Raw genomic sequence first — 25,826 nt, 5'->3', positions numbered from 1 at the left:
AACTATATATTACTAGTTTACTTTTTTTCAGTTAATACCGTATAACCATGATCCTCAACTAAGATTACTTCATTATTGTTTATCGGCACTAATGGTATCTTATCTTGATAAGTATCTAATGTTTTCTGAGCAGTCTCTTCAAATGGATATTCCCCTATATGAGGTAAAACATAATGATTAAATACATTTACACCCATATAATCATCTAATTCAGATGCTATACTTTTATCATCCATTATCTGATTATATTCAATATTTTCAGACATAATAATTGCGCCAGCAGATTCACCAATATATAATAAGCCTTCTTTGATTCTTTCATAAAGTAGGCCTATAAGATTTTTCTTTTTCAGCTCTTGTAATAGATAAAATGTGTTACCACCAGATATACAGATACATTCAGTCTTTGAAAGTTTATTCTTTAAATAATCTTCATCATATTTAGAAATATCAATAATTTCCAATTCATATCCTAAAGACTTTAACATCTCAACACCTTCATCAATATATCCAGTATATGGTTCAACATTTCCAGCAGTAGGAATAAAAATTATTTTATTTGAAACCATTTTTGAAAGATACTTTTTTGTTATACTTTTTGCTCCTGCTAAATATGACATAAGTAAAATTTCCATGTCTTATCACCTCTAAGATTCTTTATTTAAATCAATATGAAAATTTTATGTTTAATATACAAAAAACCGCCTAAGAATCTACCTAGACGGTTTTAAAACCATTTAATCGGCTGTTCTATATCAATTATAGCCGAATAATCACAAATTTATCTGTAAGCGCAGACTTATTTCTTAAAATGTACGCTTCTATTTTGGTGGAGATGAGGGGAGTCGAACCCCTGTCCAAAAGTGTTGCCATATAGACTTCTCCGAGCACAGTCTATGATTTAAGTCTCAGGTTGCTATCGCTCACAGACAAGCTACACAACCCCAGTTCATATTGTCTCGCCTAATTCATATGAACAACTAAATTAGACCAGCCTACTGTTTGACGTCCATTCACACTTGGTAGGCACAAGTATGAGGGACGTAGCTTATGCAGCTAATGCAAAATTTTCTTCTGCGTTTAAATGTTTTCCCACCGTTTAACGGCCTCATGGAACGCCGACTCGCTATCTATACCACACGCACCCCTGTCGAAACCTTTACATCCCCGTGCGTCGGTTTAATAATTATAAGCCTATTTGGTATTACTGTCAATTGTATGAAACCTTTACAGTTCAGATATATTCACTCTTCTTAGACTACTCGATTTATCTAATATAGACTAATTAACCAATCAATTTAGGATTCTTTTAATACTGTCTTTATTTAGATATATTATCTACTATCATGAGTCTAATTGCTTCAAAGCATTATGCAGTGATTGGCACACATAATCAATTTGTTCTTTATTATGAGCAGCTGTAACGGTTAAACGAATTCTACTTTCACCAACAGGAACTGTAGGCGGACGTATCGCTGTACCTATAATTCCAGCATTGTATAAATAATTTGATACTGTTAGAGTATCCTCATTACTACCGATAAGTATTGGGAAAATTGGAGTATCATTCGTAGCATATATTCCTATAGAATTTAAGCAATCTGCCATATAGTTCACATTATTTTGTAGTCGCCTTAAAACAGATGTATCAGACTCAAGAACATGTAATGCAGCCAGGGCTGCCCCTATGTCAGCAGGAGATAATGCAGTGGAGAATATAAAGCTACGACTCATATTCACAAGATAATCAATGATGGTGCTATTAGCAGCTACATAGCCGCCAACAGAACCTAACGATTTGCTCAATGTACCTAGCTGAATATCCACTTCTTTTTCAAGACCATAATAAGCAGCCGTTCCATGACCGCTACCAATGGTACCCGTCGCATGAGCATCGTCTACCATAAGTAAAGCATTATACTCACGGCTAAGCTCGTAGAGCTTATCTAATGGGGCTATATCGCCATCCATGCTAAAGACCCCATCTGTGACAATTAGCTTTCTTGTATTTCGATCTACTTCTTTCAATAAATACTTTAATTCGTCTACATCACAATGGTTATAAGCCTTTACAGATCCTCTACTCAGTCTACAACCATCTATAATACTAGCATGATTTAAAGCATCGCTAAAAATAATAGTATTCTTATCTGCTATGGCAGAAATGGTTCCTACATTTGCCATGTAACCCGTATTAAATACGAGGGCTTTTTCTGTATTCTTAAATTTTGCTAGTTCTCTTTCAAGATCTGTAAACAAGGGAAATGTACCGGATACTAGACGCGATCCACCTGATCCAGTGCCATATTGTTGAGCCCCTTTAATGGCCCCCTCTATTACACGTTCATCAAAAGTAAGCCCTAAATAGTTATTTGATGCCATCATCAAATATTCTTTATCATCTCTTCTAACCCGTACTGCGTCTATAGGGCAATATTCCGTTAATGTGCGCAAATTTAGGTTATTGATTTTATTATTTAATTGCTCTTGGAAGAATTTATACATACAATCACCGCTGAATAAGTACTGGTGCTTTTTCCAAATACTTGATTACACAGTCCACATCAGTATTTGGTTTAACAAAAAATACACGTCCTCCTAGATTAGAGCCAAATTCTTTCATGCTAGGAATTCGATGGTAAATATCATTGTAAGCCACATAGCCTACTGTGTAATCAGGATCATCAGACCAACATAATTCACCTACAATCCCCTCAGCAGATTGCACTTTAGAAGCCAATACTAAGGCCTCTCTCATATGTTCATTATCCCCTAGTTTTTCAGAATCAAAGGAGTCCATATGACTCACGCGAACACCACGGTTACCAGAATCTATGCGCTCACCAGAAATTGCGTCAACCAACATAGCACCTCGCATAGATGAATCTAAACCTTCTAATAGATAAATAGCATGTTTAACAGCAGTTTCACTAATATCAGCGCCCTGTAAAAGTTCAACAGCTAATTGATGCGCCTCAGCAACAGTATTAGCAAAGTGTTCATTTACTTTTAAGCATTCTATATATGTAATTGTTTCTGAAGGAATCAAGTCCACTGTAATATTAATAAAATCAGCTGTCCCCTTACTATGATGCAGTGCTCGTTCGGCTAAAGACTGAGCGATAGCTCCAACTTGATTTAAGGTCACAATGCGTTCTGCGCCAGAAATATGGTGGCCCCCGTTTTCATGGGGACCACCTTGAGCCGCGCGCATACGCACACTATATAATTCGTCCATTATGATACCTTACCTTTAACTACATTACTTTGAGGTACTTGGTTGTGAATTTTATGGAATACTTTCACAAATACTGGTGCCATAATTACTGTAAAGATCATACCTGGAACTGCGAGAGCTATCATCGGTAATGCAGCCTTACCAACGTATAAAGACAAAGATAATCGCGCTAAAGCAGATGCAATTGGACCAGAAACCATAATACCTATCATGTGATTATGGCACATCCAAAGAATTAGTCCCACAATGAGCCGGAATTGCATAGCAATCATAACATTTAAAATGGTTTGAGTACCTAATGCTAATCCTATTAAACTAGATAAACAACCACTTATAATATACTTTTTAAATCCGAATACGGCACATATCGCTACCGCCAACGGGGCTGATAATTGAAACTCTATACCTGGAATGACATTAGGTATTTTAATAGCCCCTAATACAGTAATCATGGCAGTTAAAATAGCAACCTCTGTAATGTACCGAATGTTCTGATTCATAATGTATCTCCTCTACTTAGAAAATGTCAACTACAAACACCTCTTATTGTTTACATTATAAATTCTCACTGTATTTTTATCAACCACTAAAAATAATATAGTTAACAAATATACAAAAAAAGAACCAAGCCATATCGACTTGATTCCTTATGATTCTTAATATTTTTGTTGTTCTTTGATTCGCTTAGCAATATCGCGCTTGGCATCACGTTCCGCCATATCTTGACGCTTGTCATAAAGTTTCTTACCAGTTACTAAACCTACAGTAACCTTTACATAACCGTGACTAAAATGAAAGTTTAGCGGCACTAAAGAAAATCCTTTTTCCTTAACTTGAGCATGTAACTTATTGATTTCAGATTTATGCATCAACAACTTGCGTGTCCGCTCCGGTTCATGGTTAAAACGATTACCTTGTTCATACGGACTGATATGTACACCATACAATAAAATTTCCCCTTTATCTATACGACAAAAGCTGTCCTTAAGATTAAGCTTACCTTGACGAATAGACTTTATTTCAGTTCCTGTTAAAGCAATACCAGCTTCATAGGTTTCATGAATATGAAAATCATGACGCGCCTTACGATTGTCAGCAATAAGCGATGGGCTAGATTTCTTTGCCATATTCTCCTCTATCGTTTACGTTTACTTTTAGATTTTTTAGATTGACTACGTTTTGTAGCTTTATTTGACTTCTTGCGACTCGATTTACCTTTTTTAGATTTTTTACTGAAAGCATCATATCTAGAACGCCCAGCTTTTGAATCATCTCGTTTAGAAGTTTTTCTACCGTTTTTTCGGGATGACTTTCGCCCCTTTAGATTTCCAAAACCATCACGACTAGTAGCATGGTCAGAGCCACTACTCAATTGTTCTTGGATAGCCATCAGATTATCTACTTCACCAAGAACAAAATCGATTTGTTTCTTTTCTACATCGGCTTTTACAAGTGTAACAGTAACCTTTTCACCTAAGTGATAGGTTTTACCTGTCCGCTTACCAACAAGAACAAAATGTTCTTCGTCAAAGAAATAATAATCGTCGTTCATCATGCTAATATGCACGAGACCGTCGATACCATTCTCTAACTCTACGAACATGCCAAAGGAGGTTATGCTCGCAATAGTGCCTTCAAAAACTTCACCTACAAATGGAACCATGTATTGAGTCTTCTTTAGATCCGTAGTTTCTCGTTCTGCCTCGGTTGCCACTTGTTCTTGTATGGAAGAATGTTCCACAGCACCAGCTAAGAAAGCTTCATCTACATCTCGTTTAGAGTATCCACCCTTCCAGTGCATATCCGCTTTTAAAAGTCGATGTACCATCAAATCCGGATAACGTCTAATGGGAGATGTAAAATGAGTATAGCAAGTGGATGCTAACCCAAAATGGCCGACGTTTTCAATGCTATATTTCGCTTGCTGCATAGAACGTAAGGTCATAATTTGAGCCACTTGCTCGATATCTTGTCCCTTCACTACATCAAGGATTTTTTGGAAATCTCGTGGTGTTACACCATCAGCACTAAGGACAAGAGTTTGACCTAAATAATGTAATACCTTTTGGAATAAATCCAATTTTTCTTCACTAGGATGTTCATGAATACGATATACCGATGTACGTTGAGTATCCTTTAAATGCGTAGCTACCGTCTCATTAGCAATGAGCATACATTCTTCGATAAGCCGCTCTACCATAGTTCGATCGCGTTTTACGATACGCAACGGTGTACCATCGAGATCAAGTAATACCTTATATTCCGAAAAATCAAAGTCTAATGCCCCTCTACGACGACGCATACGATTTAAAATCTTAGAAATTTCTGCTAAGTCACGAAGCATAGGAATAAAATCTACTAAATCGTCAGGAACAATATTTTCCTCTAACGCTTTATAAACTTCTTTATAGCTGCAACGACGTCCTACATGGATAATAGACGGACGAATACGATAATTAACAACTGTACCTGAATCATCAATTTCCATCATACACGTCATAGCATAGCGATCTTCATGGGCATTTAAACTACAAATACCATTCGATAATACCTCTGGTAACATTGGTACTACGCGGTCCACTAAGTAAACTGAAGTCCCCCGCTTGTATGCTTCATTATCAATAGGCTGGCCTGAAGTAACATAATGACTAACATCCGCAATGTGTACGCCTAGCTCATAATTACCATTTGGTAATTTACGACCACTTACAGCATCGTCAAGATCTTTTGCATCTTCTCCATCGATAGTTACCATTTGTAAGTCTCTAAGATCCCACCGCTTCGGATCTTCATGAACAATAGTATCTATCTTCTCACTTGCCTCAATTACCTCTTTAGGGAATGCAAAAGGAATCTTATGATTAGCCATAATACAGTTAATGTCTAGGCCTACATCCCCCTTATAGCCTAAAATTTCTGTTATAATTCCTTCAGGTTTTTTATTGCCTTCAGGCCATTTTGTAATTTTTACTAGTACCTTAGCTCCACTCCGAGCATCTAAAGTATCTTTTAAATCTACAAAAATATCTGTTCCAATACGTTCATCATCTGGTACAACAAAGCCGAAGTGTTGTTGTCTGTCGTAAGTACCAACTATGGTTTCATTAGCACGCTCAATAACATCAACGATGATGCCTTCACGTTTATGTTTTGTATAATCTGATGGTACAATACGAACACGTACCTTATCATTATGCATAGCAGTTCCTTTATTTTGTTCTGCTACATAAATATCTTCATCATCCAGCATAATAACAAATCCATAAGATTTACGATATCCTTTGTAGATACCTTCATATTCTTCATGCTGTTGATCTTCATATCGGTATACATCTGGTCGAGATGAAGTTAATACGCCTTCACGGGCGAGCATTTTCGCAGATCGAATAAACATTTCAAGATCTTTGCCACCTCGAATACGATTATCCATTGCTGCATCCTCAATATGGTATGCATGTGGTTGTATAGATTTATAAAAGTCCAATACCTTCTTCTTCAAGTCTGCACCCCCTTATTAGGATGAAAAAAGAAAAAGCCTGCAAAGCAGGCTTTCATCATTAGAATTGATTAATCATTGCCCCTAACACTAAGCTCAACACAGCAAAGATAATCCCCAATATAATCGTACATTTAGATAAGAAAGCATCTAAACCGCGTTGCTTACCACCAAAAGAAGAGTCTGCCGCACCAGAAACAGCACCGCCCATGCCTGCATTTTTGCTATTTTGTGCAACAACTACTACAATTAATAAAATAGATACGATTACTTCTACAATCATTAAGAAATTTGTCACGACTGTCATCCTTCCTGTGATGCTCGATGCGAGCCCAATACACGATGTTCTAAATACTTCTCTAATTTACGTTTTACCCTTTGTAGCGCATTATCAATAGATTTAACACTACGATCTGTGACCTCAGCCATTTCTTGATAGGAACGTCCATCAAGGTATCCTTCCAAGACTTCCCATTCGAGATCACTTAAAATATGACCAATATTGTGCTCAATATCATCTAGTTCCTCTTGACTGATAATGAGGTCTTCAGGATTTGTAATCTTTGTTGAAGATAGCATTTCAATCAATGTACGCTCAGAGTCCTCTGTATACACCGGTTTATTTAAGGATATATAGGAGTTCAAAGGCGCATGTTTTTGTCTTGTAGCCGATTTAATAGCTGTAATAATTTGTCTAGTTATACAAAGTTCTGCAAAAGCTCTAAAAGACGCTAATTTATCATGTTTAAAATCTCGCGTCGCCTTATAGAGTCCAATCATCCCTTCTTGGATGATATCCTCTCGGTCGGCACCTACCAAAAAATAGGAGCGAGCCTTAGCTCTTACAAAGTTCTTATATTTATTAACAATATAATCGATTGCAAACTCATTTTGCTCTTCCTGAGCTATGACCACAACTTGCTCATCGGTCATTTCCTTGAAATTGTAATCGGACTTGCGTGTATGAATCATTTTCATAAGCTCCTCCTTACAATTGAGCGAGAAAAACCAATATATTTATTATACTGGAACGGTATATGATTTTCAACTATCAATGACCTCGACGCAATTTCTCAAGCTTTTCAGCAACTTCAGGAGATAATAAACCTCCCACTTCATTACGACGCACTGAAAATTGATCACGTCTATGTTCATGAGCATATTGAAGTCGTTCTTCTTCCTTAGCTATACGAATCATATTTTGCAACTCACGAGCAGGAATGCGCAACCCGCCAGAGCCTAGAATTTGATTCTGTTCTGCCCCATCGGAGGTTACAACATATACATTAGTATATTTGCCTTTACGTAAAAATACCTCTCGTTCAATAAAGGAATCCGCCGTTTCTCCATCCTCAGTATACACTTCGATAAATCCACTTGTAATAGATTCAATGGAACCTCCAGATTTTGTATACTTACCATCAAATACAAGGATTACTTCGTAACCCTTAAATTTACCATAGTTCAACAATCTATCTCGAAGCTCCATTCTCGCATGTTCTAAAGACTCATGAGCCAATTTTTTCAAATGAGTCCAAGCAAAAATAACATTATAGCCGTCTACAATTAAAATATCTTTTAGCATGATTATTTCGCCTGGCGTTGACGTACCGCCTCATACATAAGAACTGCAGCTGCAACAGATGCATTCAAAGAATTCAAATTTCCATACATAGGAATTGTTACAAGGAAATCACAAGCTTCTTTTACAACGCGACTAATCCCCTTACCTTCATTACCAATGACTATAACCGTAGGAATTGTCATATCTGCTTCATACAAGGTACGATCACCTTCCATATGAGCCCCCATTACCCAAAATCCTTGTTTTTGAAGTTGTTTAATGGTTTGCACTACATTGCCAATTTGTACAAGTGGAATTTGTTCAATAGCTCCAGCAGATGTCTTTGCAACAGTAGCATTAATAGGCGCATTATGTCGTTTAGGAATGAGTACAGCCGTAGCTCCCGCACATTCAGCAGTACGAATGATAGCTCCCATATTATGTGGGTCTTCAACCCCATCCGTTAAGATGAGTAAAGGAACCTCATGTGTCGTTTCTTGTAATACCTCGCCCAATTCTTTAAATTGAACGGCCGATACAAGAGCTATAACCCCTTGATGTGGTACCTCTAAATCGTACTTATTCATCTGTTTAACTGGTGTTGGTCTAACTTCAATACCTTGAGATTTAGCAAGATTTACAATATCAGCTAACCCTGTTTTTACCTTATCTTCACTGACCAGAATACGTTGAATAGAACGGCCACTTTTAAGGGCTTCTTTAACCGCATTGCGACCTACAATATAATTATCCATACTACATACCTCGTAGAGTTATAGAAAAGGCTTGCCCCAAGATATGCTGTAAGCGCTCATCTTGGCGCGTTTCATAAAGAAATCCTAGTACTGCTTCAAAGGCCGTACTACTGCGATATTCTTGAACAGTACTACTTTTAGGCACGTTTACATTACTATTTCTAGCACGGCGTGCAATAGCTTGTTCATCTTCTGTGAAAGTATTTTCTATTTCTAGCAATACTTTTGCCTGTGATTTAGCACAAATAAATTCAGTAACGATAGTATGTAAGATCTGTACTTTTGTAATATTCATTTGTACTACGCGTTCGCGCACATACATGGAGTATACTGCATCACCGATATAAGCTAGCATAACTGCATCGGCACTTAGGCACTCCTCTATTGTTCGTTTGCGCAAACGAAGCGGCTCTTCTTCAAGAGCCGTTAGTTTCTTTATCGCTTCATTCTTTAAGAATTGAAATTGTTTAAACTTCACGTTTTTTCCACCGTGCACCTTGAGGAGAGTCCTCAATGGTAATACCAATCTCAGCTAATCGATCGCGGATACAATCAGCTAATGACCATTGTTTTTGCTCGCGACAAGCTTGACGTACAGAAAGAATAACTTGCATTAATTCTTCATATTCAGCAGCATTAGCACCCGTATTGCCTTCCCAAGCTTTTTCAAGAACACCAATAACATCTGTCATAAATTTGAAGATTCGTTTCACTTCAGCAATTGCCTCTTGGCAAACAACGCCTTCTCTACTTGTTACAGCTTGATAGTAGATATTAATTTCTTTTGCAAGACCGAACATACTAGAAGTTGCTAAAGCAGTGTTGAAATCATCACTCATAGCATCCTCAAATTCTTCTTCGTATGCTTTCGCTTTTTCTAATAAGCGTTGAGCTTCATCACATGAGCCTGGCTCACATTTTTCAAGGTAAAGAAGGTTTTCAATAGCTGTGCTTAACCGTTCCAAAGATTTATTAGCTTCTTCTAGACGCTCATCAGAGAAATCTAATGGGCTACGGTAATGCGTGCTCAATAAGAAGTAACGCAATGCATCAGGACTATATTGTTCTAAAATATCTTTTACCAAGAAGAAATTATTCAAGGACTTAGACATTTTTTCAGAATTAATAGTGATAAAACCATTGTGCAACCAGTAGCGCACTGCTGGATGTTGACCAGAGCAACCTTCTGATTGAGCAATTTCATTTTCATGATGAGGGAAAATCAAATCGCTACCACCACCGTGGAAGTCAAATTCTGTGCCTAAATATTTTTGGCTCATAGCAGAACATTCAATGTGCCACCCTGGACGACCATTCCCCCATGGGCTTTCCCAATAAGGTTCACCAGGTTTTGCTGCTTTCCACAAAGCAAAGTCCATAGGATTCTTCTTACGACCATCTACTTCAATACGTGCGCCTGCTTCCATATCGTCTAATGTACGACCAGATAACTCACCGTAATGTTCAAATTTCTCCACACTATAATATACATCGCCATCGAGTTCATAGGCGTAGCCCTTGTCAATCAATGTTTGAATCATAGCAATGATATCATCAATATGTGTAGATACACGTGGATAAATGTCTGCACGTTGTACACCTAACGCATCCATTACTTCAAAATAACTATCAATATAACGGTTTGCAATGGTATCCCAAGAGACACCTTCACCATTAGAAGTGTTGATGATTTTATCATCCACATCAGTAAAGTTTTGTACATATGTTACTTTATAGCCTACATGTTTCATATAGCGACGAATTACGTCCCAAGTCACGAAAGGACGAGCATTGCCAATATGAGGATGATTGTATGGTGTGACACCACATACGTACATTTTTGCCTCACCTGGTGTTACAGGATTAAAAACCTCTTTTTGGCGCGTCATAGTATTATAAACAGTAATTTCTCTCATCGTTACCGATGCCTCCAATTTTGTAAAATAAAAAAGACCTCTCATCTCATACAGAGACGATGGTCCGCGGTTCCACTCTGTTAGGTACCAATAGCGATACCCACTCATCGCATAACGGTGCGTCGCCGGACAAACCTACCTATAATCGGAGTGTCAGCTCGTGAATGCATTTCATCTACCTATCCATGAACCCTCCCACCATCGGTTCTCGCTAAAAAGTTAGTCGTAGAGTACTTCTTTCAGTCTCAGCTATTAAAATAATCTATATTCATATATAAAAATATTTTACCAATAAAGCTATAGAATGTCAATATTTACAAGAAAGATCCCCATCTTTCATAGGCAGCTATTCACATATCATACATAGGTATTTTAAATAGCTTAATTAGAAAGATGAGGATATATAATCAGAATATTAAATTACTATTATCATTCATAACAATAGCTTTTATAGTACACAAGTAATAATAATGTCATTACATCAAATCAATTAATATTAAGCATTTTCTAATTTATCTTGATCATCATGTTTACGGCAAATACCTGCAAAAATAGATCCTGTAAAGTTATGAATGATGGAGAATACTGCACCTGCTACCGCAGCTTGTGGTGTAAAGTGTTTTAGTGCTAAAGATACGGATAATGCAGAATTTTGCATAGCCACTTCGATTTGCATAGCACGACGAGAAGACACATCAATACTGAGGGCTTTACATACCAAGTATGTCACAACATAACCACTCAAATTTTGTACTAAACACGCTACAAAAATAATGAAACCGGTTTCGGCAATTTGCTTTTGGTTAACTGCAGTTACAGCTGCCAAGATAAGCAATACCGCGATAGCTGCAATGGTTGGACATACAGATTTTACAGGTTCAATTTTTGCGCCAATAAAGTAATTCAATACAATCCCCAAAATAATTGGTACTAACACAATTTTTACAATGGATATAAACATTGGCATAAATTGAATTTCAATAGAAGATGTTGCACCAGCATATAATACGACAAATAAAGGCGTTAAAATAGGTGCCAATAATGTGGATACAGTTGTTGCTGATACGGATAAGGGAACATTACCATTTGCAAGGAAGGTCATTACATTAGAAGCAGTACCACCAGGACATGCACCCAACAAGATAAAACCAATCCCAACTTCTGAAGGAAAATTAAATGCTAAGGCTACTAAGAAACCTGCTAATGGCATCCATAAGAATTGGATTACGGATACGAGAATAACCTTCATTGGTTGCTTAAATACATCAATAAAGACTTGAGCCGTTAATGTTAACCCCATCGCAAACATAACAAACTGTAGCATGTAAGCAATATAAGGAGTCATCCAAGAAAATACTGCAGGTAGCATATATGCTAAAACAGCCATCAATAGTACTATCCAGGATAGATAACTATTGAATAAGTGATTAATAGAACGAATAACACTCATAAAAACACTCGCTTTCATAATAAATCAAAATTTAATACGCCGATTATTATAGCATTTCTATAGAATATTAACAACACATACAAAAGGAGTTCACATAACACCTGTTACGTGAACTCCTTTGATTAATTGATCAAATTTATTTTGTTAATGCACCTACATTATCTAAACGATGTAAGCACTTTTCTTTACCAAGTAATGTAACAATATTATTCAAATCTGGACCATGCATTTGACCTGTTAAAGCTACACGAATTGGCATAAATACGAATTTACCTTTTAAAGAGGTTTCTTTCATTACGGCCTTGATTGTTGCTTTTACAACTTCAGGTGTAATTTCATCAAGTTCAGCCAATGCATTCCGGAAAGCGCCGAGAACTGTTGGAGCTGTTTCTTCATTCAATACAGCACGCAATTCTTCTTCATGGCCCTCTTCAAGGAATACTGTTTCGCCCATAAACAAGCCTACATGATCTTTGATTTGAGCACCATAGCTAATATGATCACGGAATGTAGAGCATAATAATGTCAACCAATCAATATCAGCTTGATTCAAGCTATCTGGAGCTAAACCAACCTCTTTCAAATGCGGTAAACAAAGATGGAATAACTCTTCATCACTCAAATTCTTCATATAGTGGAAATTTATATGGTTCAATTTATCAATATCAAACACAGCAGGATTTTTCGCTACCCGATCCATAGAGAAAGCCTGAATTAATTCATCTTGTGTGAAGAATTCTTCTTCACCTTCAGGAGCCCAACCAAGAAGTGCCAAAAAGTTTACAAGTGCTTCTGGCAAGTACCCTAATTGTTTGTATTGTTCAACAGAAGTAGCACCATGACGTTTAGACATTTTCTTGTAGTCTTTACCAAGAATCAAGGAAATATGACCAAACTTAGGGACCTCCCAACCTAAAGCTTCATAAATAGCCATTTGACGAGGTGTATTAGATAAATGTTCCTCTGCACGAATAACGTGAGTGATCCCCATCATATGATCGTCCATTACTACAGCAAAGTTATATACAGGAATGCCATCAGATTTTACAATTACAAAATCACCAACGCCATTAGATTCAAAGGATACATGCCCACGTACCATATCATCAAAAGCGTATGTTTTATTCAACGGTACACGCAAACGAATTGTAGGTTTACGACCTTCAGCAATGTATTTAGCCTTTGTCTCTTCATCTAAGTGTTCACAATGACCGTTGTATTTTGGTGTTTCCCCACGATCCATTTGATCTTGACGCACCGCATCTAACTCTTCAGGTGTGCAATAACACTCATAAGCTTTACCTTCATCCAATAAGCGTTGTGTTACTTCTTTATATAAATCAAGACGTTCTGTTTGACGGTAAGGACCATTATTACCACCCACATCAATGCCTTCATCCCAGTTCATGCCAAGCCATTGTAAGGAAGCTTTAATATTCTCTTCACTTTCACGTGTAGAACGAGCTAAATCTGTATCTTCAATACGCAATACAAATGTGCCTTTTTCCTTACGTGCTAATAACCAGTTAAATAAAGCAGAACGAGCACCACCAATATGGAATGGACCCGTAGGGCTTGGAGCAAAACGAACTTTCATGGAACTCATGATTAAATCTCTCCTTCATATACAGAAACGACAGCTTGTGCAGCAATGCCTTCACGGCGCCCAATAGCCCCTAGCATTTCATTTGTTGTCGCTTTAATACTAATGCGATCTAATGGTATCTCTAATATAGACTGTAAATTAGCCTTCATCATATCGATGTGAGGTTTTAATTTAGGTGTCTCAGAAATAACCATAATATCAATATTATAGGCTTGTAACCCACGTTCTTTCAATAAGAAATTTACTTTTTCTAGTAAAAGCATGCTAGAAATCCCTTTATACTGGTCATCTTCAGGTGGAAAATAGTATCCAATATCCCGTAAACCAGCGGCGCCTAGCATGGCATCCATCAAGGCATGAATGAGAACATCCGCATCGGAGTGTCCATCAGGGCCAAGGCCAGATTCGATATGAACACCACCTAAGATACAAGGACGACCTGCTTTTAATTGATGAATATCATAACCAAATCCAACGCGCATACGCTTATCCTCAATTCCTAAATATCGTTTTGCTACTGCAATATCATTAGGAGTGGTCACCTTAATATTACAATAGTCTCCACTTACTATATGTACAGGCTGCCCTAAATGCTCAACGAGGGACACATCATCAGTGCCTAAATATTTTTCATCATAAGCCTTTTGATGGGCCTCTTTAAATAGATCTTTTTGAAAGCCTTGTGGCGTTTGAATTTGGTATAATTCACTGCGTTTTAATGTTTCTATTACAGTATGCTCTGTATCAACTCGTTTAATCGTATCCGTAGCAGGGACACCTACAGTAGCAGCTCCATATTCTATTGCGGCCCTAACAACAGAATCAAACAGTTTCGTTGATGCTAATGGACGCGCTCCATCATGAACTAGCACAATATTACTATCTTCTGATACAGCTTTGAGCCCATAAGCCACAGAATCTTGACGTTCTCTTCCACCAAGCACTATCTTTACAGGAATATGCAAATCCAACCCTTGAATATGGTTAGACATATATTCTTGTTCGCCTTCAGCTACAACAAGAATAATTTCTTTTAAACCTTCAATCTTTTCTACATTCTGTATGGTACGTTGAATAATAGAATATCCCCCTAAAGGAATAAATATCTTATTTTCTTTATATCCCATACGGCGACCAGCACCTGCAGCGAGAACGATACAACTAATTGCCTTGCCCATTTTGTCCTCCATCTACACGAGCAAAAATCATCCGTCCTGCACTCGTTTGTAATATGGATGTAACCATAACCTCTACATTTTGACCAACATAAGGCTTACCATCCTCTACGACAATCATCGTGCCATCGTCGAGATAAGCCACACCTTGGTGTACTTCCTTACCTTCTTTCATGATTTGAACGCGAATCCATTCTCCAGCGATTAGAGCAGGTTTTAATACATTTGCCAATTCATTGAGGTTAAGCACTTCAATCCCCTGTACACGAGCCACCTTATTCAAGTTAAAGTCATTAGTCATCAATTTCCATTGCTTATCTAAAGCAAGTCGCATAAGTTTTGAATCAACCTCTACAAGATCATCATAATCATCTTCAACAACTTCTATAGCTACCTTATTGGCATCTTGCATATCCTTCAAAATATCAAGGCCACGTCGGCCACGGTTGCGTTTCGTAGCATCCGCAGAGTCAGAAATTACCTGTAACTCATTTAATACAAATAGTGGCACCATAAGAGGGCCTTCAATGAAGCCCGTAGCACATAGTTCTTTGATACGACCGTCAATGATAACTGAAGTATCTAGTAATTTTGGCGTACTAGAGGATTTATCTAATTTATGAGTTGAAAACATTTTAAAACGACTTGTTTTTTTAGTGCTATCTCCTCCCCATTGTTGTACGTAATTATTGTACATTTCGGGGCCTTTACGAGCCATGATTTTAAGTCCACTATATCCAAAAATAGCACTCAAAATTATAGGAATATAAGGTCCTATAATAGGTACTTGATTGAATGCAACACCAATTAGATTTGCAATAATAAGGCCGAATAATAAACCGATGGTACCTGCAATCAATTCTTGATTTGGAATATGAGTAAGAATACGCTCTAATCTTTTAGCAATTACTAAACCTTGTTTCAGAATAAATGATGAAATCAGATAACCAATAACAAGGCCTAATAGAGTACCTACGATTAATACTGCAATACGTGCAATTGTTAATGACATGTCCCCAAAAGATTCAAATTGAGAAACCAAATATGGGTCAATAATAGGTGCTAAGCTATCCATTCCCACGTAGGCTGCTGTACCTACTAAAATGGCTATTACATAGCGTAAAATCCGATAAATCATGAAATCACCCCCTAATTATGAAAATACGAGCTGCATCGCCTCTTGTATAGATTTGACACCTCTAATTTTGATAGAACTATCATTATCCTTGATTTGTTTATAGTTGCCTTCAGGAATAATAAACTTTTTAAAACCTAATTTCTTGGCTTCATTTATACGCTGTTCAATGCGAGGAATACTGCGAACATTACCAGTTAAGCCTACTTCACCTAAAATTACCATATCTGTTGGAACGATTCGATTTTTCAGATTTGACACAATGGCAACCGCCATAGATAAATCACAAGCAGGTTCATTTACCTTGAGACCACCGATGACATTTACATACACGTCTTTATTACCTAATGTAAAGCCACAGCGTTTTTCTAAGACTGCTAATAATACAATTAATCGGTTAAGATCATAACCAATCGCCGTACGTCTAGGCATACCAAAGGCCGTAGTAACGACCAAGCTTTGTACCTCTACTAAGATGGGCCGAACCCCTTCGAGGTAAATCATAACAGCACTGCCACTTTCTTCATCGGAACGCTCTGCCAAGAGAGAAGCAGATGGATTGGACAATTCCTGTAACCCTTCCTCTACCATGGCAAAAATGCCTGTTTCTGATGTAGAACCAAAACGGTTTTTAATGGACCGTAATATACGGAATTGATAAGAACGCTCCCCTTCAAAGTAAAGCACTACATCTACCATATGCTCTAACATACGAGGCCCTGCAATATTGCCTTCCTTTGTTACATGACCAATGATTACAGTAGGTATATTTCGTTCTTTACAGAAGCGAAGTAGACGAGATGTGCATTCACGAACTTGACTAACACTGCCTGGCGCAGCATCTATATCTCCAGTATACATAGTTTGTATAGAGTCAATGACTAGTAAGGAAGGAGTCATTGCTTCAGCTTGCTCCAATATATGATCTAGATCAGTATCTGCAATAACTTGTAACCGTTCACTATTAATATGCAGTCGTTCTGCTCGAAGTTTAAGTTGTAACTGAGACTCTTCACCAGATGCATAAAGAACTGCTCCTACTGTATCGGCTACCTTCTGGGATACTTGTAGTAACAGAGTAGATTTACCAATACCAGGATCACCACCTAAAAGCATTAGAGCACCAGGCACTATGCCACCACCTAATACACGGTCAATTTCACCAAAGGTTGTAGATACGCGTGCAATAGAAGAAATTTCGATATCTGGCAAGGCGGTAGGTTTCGCCGTTTGATTTCCAACACCTCGAGAAGGTGTTCGACTATGTTTAGTTTCTTTAATGATTTCTTCAACTAATGTATTCCATTCTCCACATTGTGGACAACGGCCCATCCACTTAGAGGATTCAGCCCCACAATTTTGACAAAAGAATACAGATTTTGCTTTTGCCATAACACCTCAATACATTTAAAAAGAAAGGTCATGAATGATAACCATTCATGACCTTTTATGCATAATTTTACTACATGGTTAACTATCATCATTTTATAGTATACCATTTAACTTATATTTTTTATATGAAAGGTAGTCATTAACTGTATAATTTGTATTTTTATCATATTGATACAACAAGATCGTTATCCTTTGCATCTGCTTTAATAATTTTACCTTCTTTTGCATCTCCTTTCAAAATAAGATCGGACACTGGGTCCTCAATTAAACGTTGAATAGCACGTTTTAATGGTCGAGCCCCCATTGTGAAATCAGAGCCCTCCTTAACGAGTAATTTCATAGCCTCAGGAGTTATTTCTAATTGTAAATCACGTTCTCCAAGGCGTTTTGTGACATCACTCATTAAAATGGTTACAATTTCTTTTAAGTCCTCTCCTGTTAATGGATGGAATACAATCATTTCATCAATACGGTTTAAAAACTCAGGTCTAAAATGACGTTTCACCGCATCCATTACTGACTTCTTAGCCTCTTTGAACTCAATTTCTTTATTTTCATCTACATTGAAATCAGATTTTTTAGCCGCTAAAAAACCAAGTTCTGGAGAGTTTTTATGTAAAGCTTTAGCACCTAAGTTACTTGTCATAATAATAACTGTATTTCTGAAATCTACAGTTCTTCCTTGACTATCAGTAAGACGACCATCATCAAGAACTTGTAACAAAATATTAAAGAAATCTACATGTGCCTTTTCCACTTCATCGAGGAGGATAACGCTATATGGTTTACGACGTACCGCATCTGTTAATTGGCCACCTTCTTCATAGCCTACATAACCTGGAGGAGCACCGACTAAGCGAGACACAGTATGTTTTTCCATATATTCAGACATATCAAGTCGAATCATAGCAGATTCATCGCCGAACAAGGAGGATGCAAGCGCTCTTGCTAGCTCAGTTTTCCCTACACCAGTTGGCCCAAGGAACAAGAATGAACCAATAGGCCGTTTTGGGTCTTTTAATCCAGCCCTTGCACGGCGTACAGCTTTAGCTACAGCAGTAACAGCCTCATCTTGACCTACTACGCGTTTATGAAGTTCTTCTTCCAAATGTAGTAAGGTTGCAGACTCTTCTTCTGCAATTTTAGCCACTGGAATGCCTGTCCATTGCGCTACTACAGCAGCTATGTCTTCTTCTGTTACTATTAACTTTTGATCGCTTTTTTCTTTAGCAATAGATTTTTTATCACCAATTTCTTTTAATAGTGATTGTTCTTCATCGCGAAGCTTTGCAGCCTTTTCGAAATCTTGAGACGTAACAGCCGCTTCTTTTTCTTTCTTAACTGTATTGAGACGATCCTCTAATGCTTTAACATCAGGTGCTGCAGAAAATACTTTCATACGAACCTTAGATGCAGCTTCATCGACTACATCGATAGCCTTATCAGGCAAGAATCGATCTGTAATATATCGGCTAGATAAAGACACAGCTGCTGTTAATGCCTCATCTGTAATCTTAGCCTTATGGAAAGCTTCATACCGATCTCTTAAGCCCTTTAAAATTTCAAGAGCATCCTCTTCGTTAGGCTCTCCTACTTGAACGGGTTGAAAACGACGCTCTAAAGCAGCATCTTTTTCTATATGTTTCTTATATTCATCAAGTGTTGTGGCACCGATAACTTGGAATTCACCTCGTGCCAAAGCTGGCTTTAAGATATTAGCTGCATCCATAGCACCTTCAGTAGCACCTGCCCCAACCAATGTATGAATTTCATCTATAAAGATAATCATATCATCATGTTGTTGTACTTCATCGATAGCTTTTTTTAACCGTTCTTCAAATTCACCACGGTACTTAGCACCCGCTAACATAGAGCCAATACTAAGAGATATAATGCGTTTATTACGCAAAATCTCCGGTACATTACCAGTCACAATGCGCTGTGCCAAGCCTTCGGCAATAGCTGTTTTACCTACACCTGGTTCACCGATAAGAACAGGATTATTTTTAGTTCTACGACTGAGAATTTGAATGACTCGTTGAATCTCCGTATCGCGACCAATAACGGGATCAATCTTACCTTGTTTAGCAGACTCATTAAGGTCAGTTGCAAAATCTGACAGCTCACCTAAATCATTATTGCTATTTATTCCCTCTTGACCACCATTATTGCTACCTTTATTCGAGCCAAGAATACTACGAATTGCTTCTACTACGTCATTACTACGTATATTCATAGCTCGTAAAATAGCAACTGCAACACCGCTACCATCGCTAAGTAGGCCCAATAGAATATGCTCAGTACCAACGTAGTTGTGATTCATGTGATTTGCTACTTGAATGGCAAGCTCAAGCACATGCTTAACGCGAGGTGTCATATATATTGACGTTGCCTTTTTATTACCACGTCCTACATGTTCTTCTACAGCTTCAAAAATATCTTCTGTAACAAGGCCAAGCTCTTCTAAAGCTTTAGCTGCTACACCATTTTTAACCTTTGTAAGGCCGATGAGTACGTGTTCAGTACCGACATAGTCATGTCCTAACTCCAAAGCAGCCTCTTGAGCTAACGAAAGAACACGCTGTGCATCGTCTGTAAACCGTTGCATCATAATATCACCTCATCTATCTATGTAAATTGTAATTATTTCTTTTCAAATATATGTAAACAATGGTGAAATAACCATTGGAATATCAAAAATATTATTAAACTCTATTAATCTATTATGCTATCTAGTATTAATATTTACTATTTTTTACAAATCTCTTAACAGTAAACTAAGAAAATTATATAAATCAATCTATACAAAATAAATAATCATGCATTAATTATTTATGTACTTATATTAATTTGAAATTTTTTGACGTATCACCTTTGCACGATAGCTGTCGCGATCGGTATCTGTCAAATTTTCACTACCTAAGTATTTAGAGAGGAAGTTTGGTCTAGTTATAGCAACAAGCTCATTAAAAGTATCTTTACCCCAGAATGGTAAAATTTCTAAATCTACACCTAATTGAATGTCACTAAGCTTACTAAGTGCCTCTTTACCGCTTACACGTCGTGCATATTGTAAAATTCCATAGGATCGCCAAAGTATATCTTCCAAACCTTCTTTATCGTTGTGTAATAAAGATTGCCGAGACTTTCGTTCTTCTGCAATAATTCCTTCTACAATTTTAATCAATTGCTCAATAGTTGCTTCTTCACTAATACCCATCGTTCGTTGATTAGAAATCTGGTAAATACAACCTAAAGCTTCGGAACCTTCCCCATACAACCCTCGTACAGAGTAACCTAATTGTATTATGTTACGAATGAGTCTCGTAATACGACCAGATAACGTCAATGCGGGTAAATGTAACATAACAGAGGCTCGTAAACCTGTACCCACATTAGTGGGGCAAGCAGTTAAATAACCAAATCGCTCATCAAAGGCATAAGGGGATTTTGCTTCAATAGCTTTATCAATTTGAACCGCATGATTATAAGCTTGTTGCAATTTAAGTCCTGGAGCCATAGATTGAATACGTAAATGATCTTCTTCATTTACCATAATTGCGATAGAAGCATCATCAGATACGATCAAATTACGATACGGTAATTGTTCCTCTAAAGCAGGACTCATTAAATGCTTTTCAACTAAGACAGCACGTTCACGTTGACTTAATTGCTCAAGGCTAATATTTGTATATTGGTGCTCATCAGCCTTTTTTAATATTGGCAATAGGCCTCGAGAGATTTTATTCACTTTTTCTAAGGAAACTGTATCTTCACGATTCGTAAACAATATATCATCAAAATTTCTCGCCAATCGTATACGGCTTGAAATTACAATGTGGTCTGTCGCCTCTGTATCCTGACACAGCCACTGACTTAGCGGAGAGTCCAATATAGTATCTAACATAAGAACCTCCTATTCGTTATCACCATCAATGATAACTTCTAGATTTTTAATTTTATCTCTCAAAATTGCAGCTTCTTCAAAGTTTTCAGCTTGAATAGCTGTATCTAATTGACGGCGCAATTGCTTTACTTCATACTTTGCTTTAAAAACATTAGTACCACGACTAGGTATAGTCCCTTCATACTCAGAACTACCTTGTATTCGTTCTAATAATGGATTTATTTCACTATTAAAAGTCTCATAACATTGACCACAGCCAAACTTACCTACCCGATTGAATTCATCATAAGTAATACCACACTGAGGGCATCTCTTAGATTGATGAGCTTTTAATAAGTTATCTGGATACACCATATTCTTAAAAAAATCATTAGTAAAAAAGTTATTATCCCACATATCATTCATAAAAGAACTATAAGGAGATAATTTCCCAGCTTGTTGTAACTCGGTGGCACAACTACTGCAAAGATGTTGCTCAGTCTTTTGATTATTTATGATATTAGTCATATGGATAGTAGCTTCATTTTTATGGCAATGATCACATAACACAAATCATCACTCCTTCCGCAAAGTGTCCACCATTGATGCATATAATTGACGAACAGCATCATTACGTTCTTCTACGTCTACATTTTCAATTAATGTAGCAAAAGAATTATGCATCAATTGAGCTTCACGACGGGTAATCTTTTCAGATTGTAATAATTGAAATAATGATTGATCTACATCTCGCATATCAATTAATCGTTCTACCGTATTTGGACCTTCATAAATCCGATAAGTTGTAACAGCAGGTAAAGAATCTGAACTTTCTGGGTTAATTTTTTTGATTCGAATATATCCACCCAAGCCACGTCTTGACTCAACATCGAAACCGCGCTCATTAGAAAAACGCGTACTTAATACGTAACTAATTTGGGATGGCGCACAATCTAATTCATCAGCCAATTCATTACGCTTTAAAATTAGCTTTTCTTGTTCTTCACGCATACGGTCTAATATAAATTTTTCTATTTTATCAGCTATCATACTCATAAAAAACACCCCTTTAAAGTTTATTTACTATAGTTTTGACTATTTGTTCTTTAGCATAACTCTATTATATTTGACTTTTTGACCTTAGTCAATATAAAAGTCAAATTTTATAAAAATAACGTTTGACTTTTAATGTATTCTCATATAATTGGACTTAATCCTTAAATCTATGTATAATAAATGAGATATTATTTTCTGAAGGAAGGTGTTGTTATGGCAGAAGCATTAGGACAAGAACTGTTAATTGATTTATATTCCTGCGATGAAGACGCAATTTCATCCGCTACAGCTGTACAGGAAAGTGTAGCAACCGCATTTGACTTAGCTGAACTTGATGTAGATGAAATCAGTTGTCAAGTTATGGACGAGGAAATCGCCCTCCTTTCTGTCGCACCAGGTTTTCACTTTACATTGCACACATATCCTGCACTTGGTTATGTAGCAGTTGATTTATATTCCTTCGAGCAAACATTACCGCTTACATTAATTATGAAAGCCTTACGTAAATCTTTTAGAGCTGAAAAAGTAAAGGCAACAAGTGTGCAACGTGGCGACTTTGGTAACGAACGAGATATGAAGCCACGTCGCAAAACTAAGATTACTACACTTGGTCGTGTTTCTCGTACACGTATCCAACTCAAACAAACAGGGGGCAAGTTGAAAAAACAAAGTGCTAAGGTTATCAAAACATTAGCTAAAAAGAGTGGCCTAAAAAAATAACATAAAATGAAGATGCAAAAAAGCTAGAGGATTTCCTCTAGCTTTTTATTTGGGTTGATATGTAATTCTATTTATATAGCTTATCTACGAACCATCATTTCTTCAAGATTGAGAACATCAGCAATTTCATCAACATCATCACAAATATATTCGGCATCCGCTTCTTTTAACTCAGATTCCGTACCGTAACCATAGGTAACACCGATGGAGATACAGCCAAGTTCATTAGCTGCTTCTACATCGTACTTACGATCTCCAACCATGAATGTCAATCGACGACCATTTTCATCAGTTAATGGGTTACCACATAGCGTGAGAGCTTTTTCAAGAATTTCTTTTTTGTGTAACAATCCCGCTTCGTAATTAGCGCCAACAATAACATCAAAGTATGGTGTCAATTCAAAGTGATCAAGAATATCTTTAGCATAATGTTCTGGTTTTGCAGTAGCTACAGCTATAGTATATTGTTCAGTTTTGCATTTAGCTAATAAGTCTACAATATTCGGATATACTTTATTTTCAAATTTACCGATGGTACCATAACGTTCACGGAATTTAAAGTATGTTTCTTCCGCTTGCTCAAAGGTCAAACCACAATGTTCTTGGAAAGCATCTACCAATGGTGGTCCTAAGAACAATTGTAATGTTTCTTCATCAGGTACAGTATAACCGAAATGTTCCAATGCAAATTTAATGCTTTTAAGAATACCTTCTTGAGAGTCAGTTAAGGTTCCATCTAAATCAAATAATATCGTTTTCTTCATATTATTTCTTTAAAGCCTCTTTCAATGTATGCCATGCAAGAACTGCACATTTTACACGTGCTGGCATATTAGAAATATTTTGTAGAGCCATAGCATCTTCTAATTCTTCTAACTCATTTTCATCGGTAATCTCTTTTTTAATCATACCCAAGAAAATTTCTACTAAACGAAGCGCTTCCTCAACAGATTTGCCCTTAATGATATCAATCATCATAGATGCAGATGCTTGGCTAATAGCACAGCCAGAACCTGTATATGCAGCATCTTTAATGATACCATCTACTACATTGAGTTGTAATGTTAGATCATCACCACAACTAGGGTTATGTCCATGTTCAGAATTTGTAAATTCAGATAATTCATGCTTATTACGTTTATCTTGGTTATGTTCCAAAATAAGTTCCGTATATAATTGATCCATTTCCATTAGTGGTAATTCTCCTAATCTTTAAAACCCATTACTGAACGAACAGTCTTTAATACTTCAAGGAATGCGTCTAAATCTTCCTTGCGAGTGTATAAGTACATACTTAAACGAGTAGATGCAGATACATTGTAGAACGCACCTAATGGTTGTGCACAATGGTGACCGGAACGAACGCAGATCCCCTTAGAATCCAAAATTGTAGCTACGTCATGAGGATGTACATCATCTACAGTGAACGCAATAACGCCATGTTTTTCCTTAGGATTTTGAGAACCAATAACATGGACATGTGGCAATTCAACAATCTTAGGAAGAATATAAGCTACTAACTCCTCTTCATAGGCTTCTATAGCATCCATTCCAAAGGATTCCAAATAATCAATAGCTGCATGCAAGGAAACGGCACCATCAGCATTTGGAGTACCTGCCTCAAACTTATATGGAAGCTCATTGAATGTAGCAGTTTGTTCTTTTACATACTCAATCATATCGCCACCCAATAGGAATGGAGGCATAGTTTCTAATAAATCACGTTTACCGTATAGTACACCAATCCCTTGAGATGCACACATTTTATGGCCAGAGAATACGAAGAAATCGCAATCCAATGCTTGTACGTCAATTTTTTTATGAGGTGTAGATTGAGCACCGTCTAGAACAACAATAGCACCTACAGAGCGAGCCTTCTCAGTTAATTCTTTTACTGGGAATTCCATACCAAGCACGTTACTAACATGAGCGAAAGCAACAATTTTAGTCTTTTCATCAATTTTATTGATTTCACCATCTTTTAAGTGCCCATGTTCATCAAGATACATGTATTCTAAGGTTGCCCCCGTCTGTTCTGCCACATATTGCCATGTTACAAGATTCGCATGATGTTCAGCAACAGTAATGACAATCTTGTCACCTTTTTTCACATTATGAAGGCCATAGCTGTGGGCAATCAAGTTCATTGACTCCGTACTATTACGTGTAAATATAACCTCTTCTCGTTCGCGAGCATTGATAAATTCAACTACGCGATCCCGTGCATTTTCATAGTCTTCAGATGCTTCAATGGCTAAAATATGAGAACCACGATGTGGGTTACCATTACGTTGTGTCATATGTTCCACAACACGGTCAATTACGGACTGTGGAATTTGAGCAGTAGCACCGCTATCTAAATAGATAACACGATGCCCATTATGCTCTTTATGTAATATAGGAAAGTCTTTGTATGCTTCTGCAATTGGTCTCATAA

The 25,826-nt window shown here is 37.1% G+C and carries 25 protein-coding genes, 1 other RNA gene and 1 other annotated feature; of the genes, 1 reads left to right on the top strand and 25 read right to left on the bottom strand.

The annotated features are described in order from the left end of the window. Positions 1-17: 17 nt before the first annotated feature. The 22 genes from E6X37_RS01815 to E6X37_RS01710 form a co-directional block, all read right to left on the bottom strand. A complete protein-coding gene (locus tag E6X37_RS01815) occupies positions 18-635 on the bottom strand; it encodes a Type 1 glutamine amidotransferase-like domain-containing protein (RefSeq protein ID WP_123137912.1) in 618 nt (205 codons plus the stop codon). Between the two features lie 192 nt (positions 636-827). Further along, positions 828-1,169, bottom strand: a transfer-messenger RNA (tmRNA) gene (gene ssrA / locus E6X37_RS01810). 175 nt (positions 1,170-1,344) lie between these two features. After that, positions 1,345-2,505: an 8-amino-7-oxononanoate synthase gene (bioF, locus tag E6X37_RS01805; RefSeq protein WP_316689408.1), complete on the bottom strand. Its 1,161-nt coding sequence runs from the start codon at positions 2,503-2,505 to the stop codon at positions 1,345-1,347. A gap of 4 nt (positions 2,506-2,509) precedes the next feature. Next, positions 2,510-3,238, bottom strand: a complete 729-nt coding sequence (locus tag E6X37_RS01800; protein WP_316689406.1) for a 6-carboxyhexanoate--CoA ligase — start codon at positions 3,236-3,238, stop codon at positions 2,510-2,512. Next, complete coding sequence (locus E6X37_RS01795; protein ID WP_012864432.1) at positions 3,238-3,738, bottom strand: hypothetical protein; 501 nt, start codon at positions 3,736-3,738, stop codon at positions 3,238-3,240. Before E6X37_RS01795 ends, E6X37_RS01800 begins: the two co-directional genes overlap by 1 nt. Before the next feature lie 156 nt (positions 3,739-3,894). Beyond that, the gene (gene smpB / locus E6X37_RS01790) at positions 3,895-4,365 is read right to left on the bottom strand and encodes an SsrA-binding protein SmpB (RefSeq protein ID WP_004695987.1); all 471 of its coding nucleotides are present in this window, start codon (positions 4,363-4,365) and stop codon (positions 3,895-3,897) included. An 8-nt stretch (positions 4,366-4,373) separates the two neighbouring features. Then, positions 4,374-6,737, bottom strand: a complete 2,364-nt coding sequence (rnr, locus tag E6X37_RS01785) for a ribonuclease R (protein ID WP_316689405.1) — start codon at positions 6,735-6,737, stop codon at positions 4,374-4,376. 58 nt (positions 6,738-6,795) lie between these two features. Next, positions 6,796-7,032 carry a preprotein translocase subunit SecG gene (gene secG / locus E6X37_RS01780; protein ID WP_004695991.1) on the bottom strand — a complete coding sequence of 79 codons (237 nt, stop codon included), beginning with the start codon at positions 7,030-7,032 and terminating at the stop codon, positions 6,796-6,798. 5 nt (positions 7,033-7,037) lie between these two features. Further along, positions 7,038-7,712 carry an RNA polymerase sporulation sigma factor SigH gene (sigH, locus tag E6X37_RS01775; RefSeq protein WP_004695993.1) on the bottom strand — a complete coding sequence of 225 codons (675 nt, stop codon included), beginning with the start codon at positions 7,710-7,712 and terminating at the stop codon, positions 7,038-7,040. A 73-nt stretch (positions 7,713-7,785) separates the two neighbouring features. Beyond that, positions 7,786-8,319 carry an NYN domain-containing protein gene (locus tag E6X37_RS01770; protein WP_004695995.1) on the bottom strand — a complete coding sequence of 178 codons (534 nt, stop codon included), beginning with the start codon at positions 8,317-8,319 and terminating at the stop codon, positions 7,786-7,788. Positions 8,320-8,321: 2 nt separating this feature from the next. Beyond that, positions 8,322-9,053 carry a 23S rRNA (guanosine(2251)-2'-O)-methyltransferase RlmB gene (gene rlmB, locus E6X37_RS01765; RefSeq protein ID WP_004695997.1) on the bottom strand — a complete coding sequence of 244 codons (732 nt, stop codon included), beginning with the start codon at positions 9,051-9,053 and terminating at the stop codon, positions 8,322-8,324. A 1-nt stretch (position 9,054) separates the two neighbouring features. After that, a complete protein-coding gene (locus E6X37_RS01760; protein ID WP_101928324.1) occupies positions 9,055-9,531 on the bottom strand; it encodes a Mini-ribonuclease 3 in 477 nt (158 codons plus the stop codon). Continuing rightward, entirely contained in the window at positions 9,521-10,969 is a 1,449-nt protein-coding gene (gene cysS, locus E6X37_RS01755) for a cysteine--tRNA ligase (protein WP_278618119.1), read from the bottom strand. The genes E6X37_RS01760 and cysS overlap by 11 nt, the downstream gene beginning before the upstream one ends. A gap of 49 nt (positions 10,970-11,018) precedes the next feature. After that, positions 11,019-11,225 (bottom strand) — a binding site (T-box leader). Between the two features lie 240 nt (positions 11,226-11,465). Beyond that, positions 11,466-12,419: a bile acid:sodium symporter family protein gene (locus E6X37_RS01750; protein ID WP_278618121.1), complete on the bottom strand. Its 954-nt coding sequence runs from the start codon at positions 12,417-12,419 to the stop codon at positions 11,466-11,468. Positions 12,420-12,555: 136 nt separating this feature from the next. Then, positions 12,556-14,025 carry a glutamate--tRNA ligase gene (gene gltX / locus E6X37_RS01745; RefSeq protein ID WP_008714033.1) on the bottom strand — a complete coding sequence of 490 codons (1,470 nt, stop codon included), beginning with the start codon at positions 14,023-14,025 and terminating at the stop codon, positions 12,556-12,558. A 2-nt stretch (positions 14,026-14,027) separates the two neighbouring features. After that, positions 14,028-15,203, bottom strand: a complete 1,176-nt coding sequence (gene ispD / locus E6X37_RS01740) for a 2-C-methyl-D-erythritol 4-phosphate cytidylyltransferase (RefSeq protein ID WP_008714035.1) — start codon at positions 15,201-15,203, stop codon at positions 14,028-14,030. Then, positions 15,187-16,338: a PIN/TRAM domain-containing protein gene (locus tag E6X37_RS01735; RefSeq protein ID WP_004696009.1), complete on the bottom strand. Its 1,152-nt coding sequence runs from the start codon at positions 16,336-16,338 to the stop codon at positions 15,187-15,189. The genes ispD and E6X37_RS01735 overlap by 17 nt, the downstream gene beginning before the upstream one ends. Before the next feature lie 15 nt (positions 16,339-16,353). Next, a complete protein-coding gene (gene radA / locus E6X37_RS01730; RefSeq protein WP_278471622.1) occupies positions 16,354-17,727 on the bottom strand; it encodes a DNA repair protein RadA in 1,374 nt (457 codons plus the stop codon). Positions 17,728-17,890: 163 nt separating this feature from the next. Next, positions 17,891-20,338 carry an ATP-dependent Clp protease ATP-binding subunit gene (locus E6X37_RS01725; protein WP_278471624.1) on the bottom strand — a complete coding sequence of 816 codons (2,448 nt, stop codon included), beginning with the start codon at positions 20,336-20,338 and terminating at the stop codon, positions 17,891-17,893. Positions 20,339-20,572: 234 nt separating this feature from the next. Continuing rightward, a complete protein-coding gene (locus E6X37_RS01720; protein WP_205112456.1) occupies positions 20,573-21,634 on the bottom strand; it encodes a protein arginine kinase in 1,062 nt (353 codons plus the stop codon). A gap of 9 nt (positions 21,635-21,643) precedes the next feature. Next, complete coding sequence (locus E6X37_RS01715; protein ID WP_038125381.1) at positions 21,644-22,183, bottom strand: UvrB/UvrC motif-containing protein; 540 nt, start codon at positions 22,181-22,183, stop codon at positions 21,644-21,646. Between the two features lie 6 nt (positions 22,184-22,189). Continuing rightward, the gene (locus tag E6X37_RS01710; protein ID WP_004696020.1) at positions 22,190-22,669 is read right to left on the bottom strand and encodes a CtsR family transcriptional regulator; all 480 of its coding nucleotides are present in this window, start codon (positions 22,667-22,669) and stop codon (positions 22,190-22,192) included. 213 nt (positions 22,670-22,882) lie between these two features. On the opposite strand from E6X37_RS01710, the gene E6X37_RS01705 reads away from it, so the two are divergent. Beyond that, on the top strand, positions 22,883-23,389 hold the full coding sequence (locus tag E6X37_RS01705; protein ID WP_004696023.1) for an S-adenosylmethionine decarboxylase family protein: 507 nt from the start codon (positions 22,883-22,885) through the stop codon (positions 23,387-23,389). 80 nt (positions 23,390-23,469) lie between these two features. Here the strand turns inward: E6X37_RS01705 and E6X37_RS01700 are convergent, their stop codons facing one another. The 3 genes from E6X37_RS01700 to E6X37_RS01690 are packed head-to-tail and all read right to left on the bottom strand — an operon-like array spanning position 23,470 to position 25,824. After that, on the bottom strand, positions 23,470-24,153 hold the full coding sequence (locus E6X37_RS01700; protein WP_004696982.1) for an HAD hydrolase-like protein: 684 nt from the start codon (positions 24,151-24,153) through the stop codon (positions 23,470-23,472). A 1-nt stretch (position 24,154) separates the two neighbouring features. Next, on the bottom strand, positions 24,155-24,580 hold the full coding sequence (gene sufU, locus E6X37_RS01695) for a Fe-S cluster assembly sulfur transfer protein SufU (protein ID WP_004696027.1): 426 nt from the start codon (positions 24,578-24,580) through the stop codon (positions 24,155-24,157). A gap of 14 nt (positions 24,581-24,594) precedes the next feature. Then, entirely contained in the window at positions 24,595-25,824 is a 1,230-nt protein-coding gene (locus E6X37_RS01690; RefSeq protein WP_118091277.1) for a SufS family cysteine desulfurase, read from the bottom strand. Between the last annotated feature and the right edge of the window lie 2 nt (positions 25,825-25,826).

This window comes from Veillonella parvula (assembly GCF_032550495.1).
Classification (GTDB): domain Bacteria; phylum Bacillota; class Negativicutes; order Veillonellales; family Veillonellaceae; genus Veillonella; species Veillonella parvula_G.
Note: the sequence above shows the minus strand (reverse complement) of the source record. Positions and strands in the feature narration are given on the sequence as shown.

What these genes read in the sequence shown, in the direction of transcription:
- E6X37_RS01815 (WP_123137912.1), bottom strand. Translation starts at nt 635, where the DNA reads ATGGAAATTTTACTTATGTCATATTTAGCAGGAGCAAAAAGTATAACA.
- bioF (WP_316689408.1), bottom strand. Translation starts at nt 2,505, where the DNA reads ATGTATAAATTCTTCCAAGAGCAATTAAATAATAAAATCAATAACCTA.
- E6X37_RS01800 (WP_316689406.1), bottom strand. Translation starts at nt 3,238, where the DNA reads ATGGACGAATTATATAGTGTGCGTATGCGCGCGGCTCAAGGTGGTCCC.
- E6X37_RS01795 (WP_012864432.1), bottom strand. Translation starts at nt 3,738, where the DNA reads ATGAATCAGAACATTCGGTACATTACAGAGGTTGCTATTTTAACTGCC.
- smpB (WP_004695987.1), bottom strand. Translation starts at nt 4,365, where the DNA reads ATGGCAAAGAAATCTAGCCCATCGCTTATTGCTGACAATCGTAAGGCG.
- sigH (WP_004695993.1), bottom strand. Translation starts at nt 7,712, where the DNA reads ATGAAAATGATTCATACACGCAAGTCCGATTACAATTTCAAGGAAATG.
- E6X37_RS01770 (WP_004695995.1), bottom strand. Translation starts at nt 8,319, where the DNA reads ATGCTAAAAGATATTTTAATTGTAGACGGCTATAATGTTATTTTTGCT.
- rlmB (WP_004695997.1), bottom strand. Translation starts at nt 9,053, where the DNA reads ATGGATAATTATATTGTAGGTCGCAATGCGGTTAAAGAAGCCCTTAAA.
- cysS (WP_278618119.1), bottom strand. Translation starts at nt 10,969, where the DNA reads ATGAGAGAAATTACTGTTTATAATACTATGACGCGCCAAAAAGAGGTT.
- E6X37_RS01750 (WP_278618121.1), bottom strand. Translation starts at nt 12,419, where the DNA reads ATGAGTGTTATTCGTTCTATTAATCACTTATTCAATAGTTATCTATCC.
- gltX (WP_008714033.1), bottom strand. Translation starts at nt 14,025, where the DNA reads ATGAGTTCCATGAAAGTTCGTTTTGCTCCAAGCCCTACGGGTCCATTC.
- ispD (WP_008714035.1), bottom strand. Translation starts at nt 15,203, where the DNA reads ATGGGCAAGGCAATTAGTTGTATCGTTCTCGCTGCAGGTGCTGGTCGC.
- E6X37_RS01735 (WP_004696009.1), bottom strand. Translation starts at nt 16,338, where the DNA reads ATGATTTATCGGATTTTACGCTATGTAATAGCCATTTTAGTAGGTACA.
- radA (WP_278471622.1), bottom strand. Translation starts at nt 17,727, where the DNA reads ATGGCAAAAGCAAAATCTGTATTCTTTTGTCAAAATTGTGGGGCTGAA.
- E6X37_RS01725 (WP_278471624.1), bottom strand. Translation starts at nt 20,338, where the DNA reads ATGATGCAACGGTTTACAGACGATGCACAGCGTGTTCTTTCGTTAGCT.
- E6X37_RS01720 (WP_205112456.1), bottom strand. Translation starts at nt 21,634, where the DNA reads ATGTTAGATACTATATTGGACTCTCCGCTAAGTCAGTGGCTGTGTCAG.
- E6X37_RS01710 (WP_004696020.1), bottom strand. Translation starts at nt 22,669, where the DNA reads ATGAGTATGATAGCTGATAAAATAGAAAAATTTATATTAGACCGTATG.
- E6X37_RS01705 (WP_004696023.1), top strand. Translation starts at nt 22,883, where the DNA reads ATGGCAGAAGCATTAGGACAAGAACTGTTAATTGATTTATATTCCTGC.
- E6X37_RS01700 (WP_004696982.1), bottom strand. Translation starts at nt 24,153, where the DNA reads ATGAAGAAAACGATATTATTTGATTTAGATGGAACCTTAACTGACTCT.
- sufU (WP_004696027.1), bottom strand. Translation starts at nt 24,580, where the DNA reads ATGGAAATGGATCAATTATATACGGAACTTATTTTGGAACATAACCAA.
- E6X37_RS01690 (WP_118091277.1), bottom strand. Translation starts at nt 25,824, where the DNA reads ATGAGACCAATTGCAGAAGCATACAAAGACTTTCCTATATTACATAAA.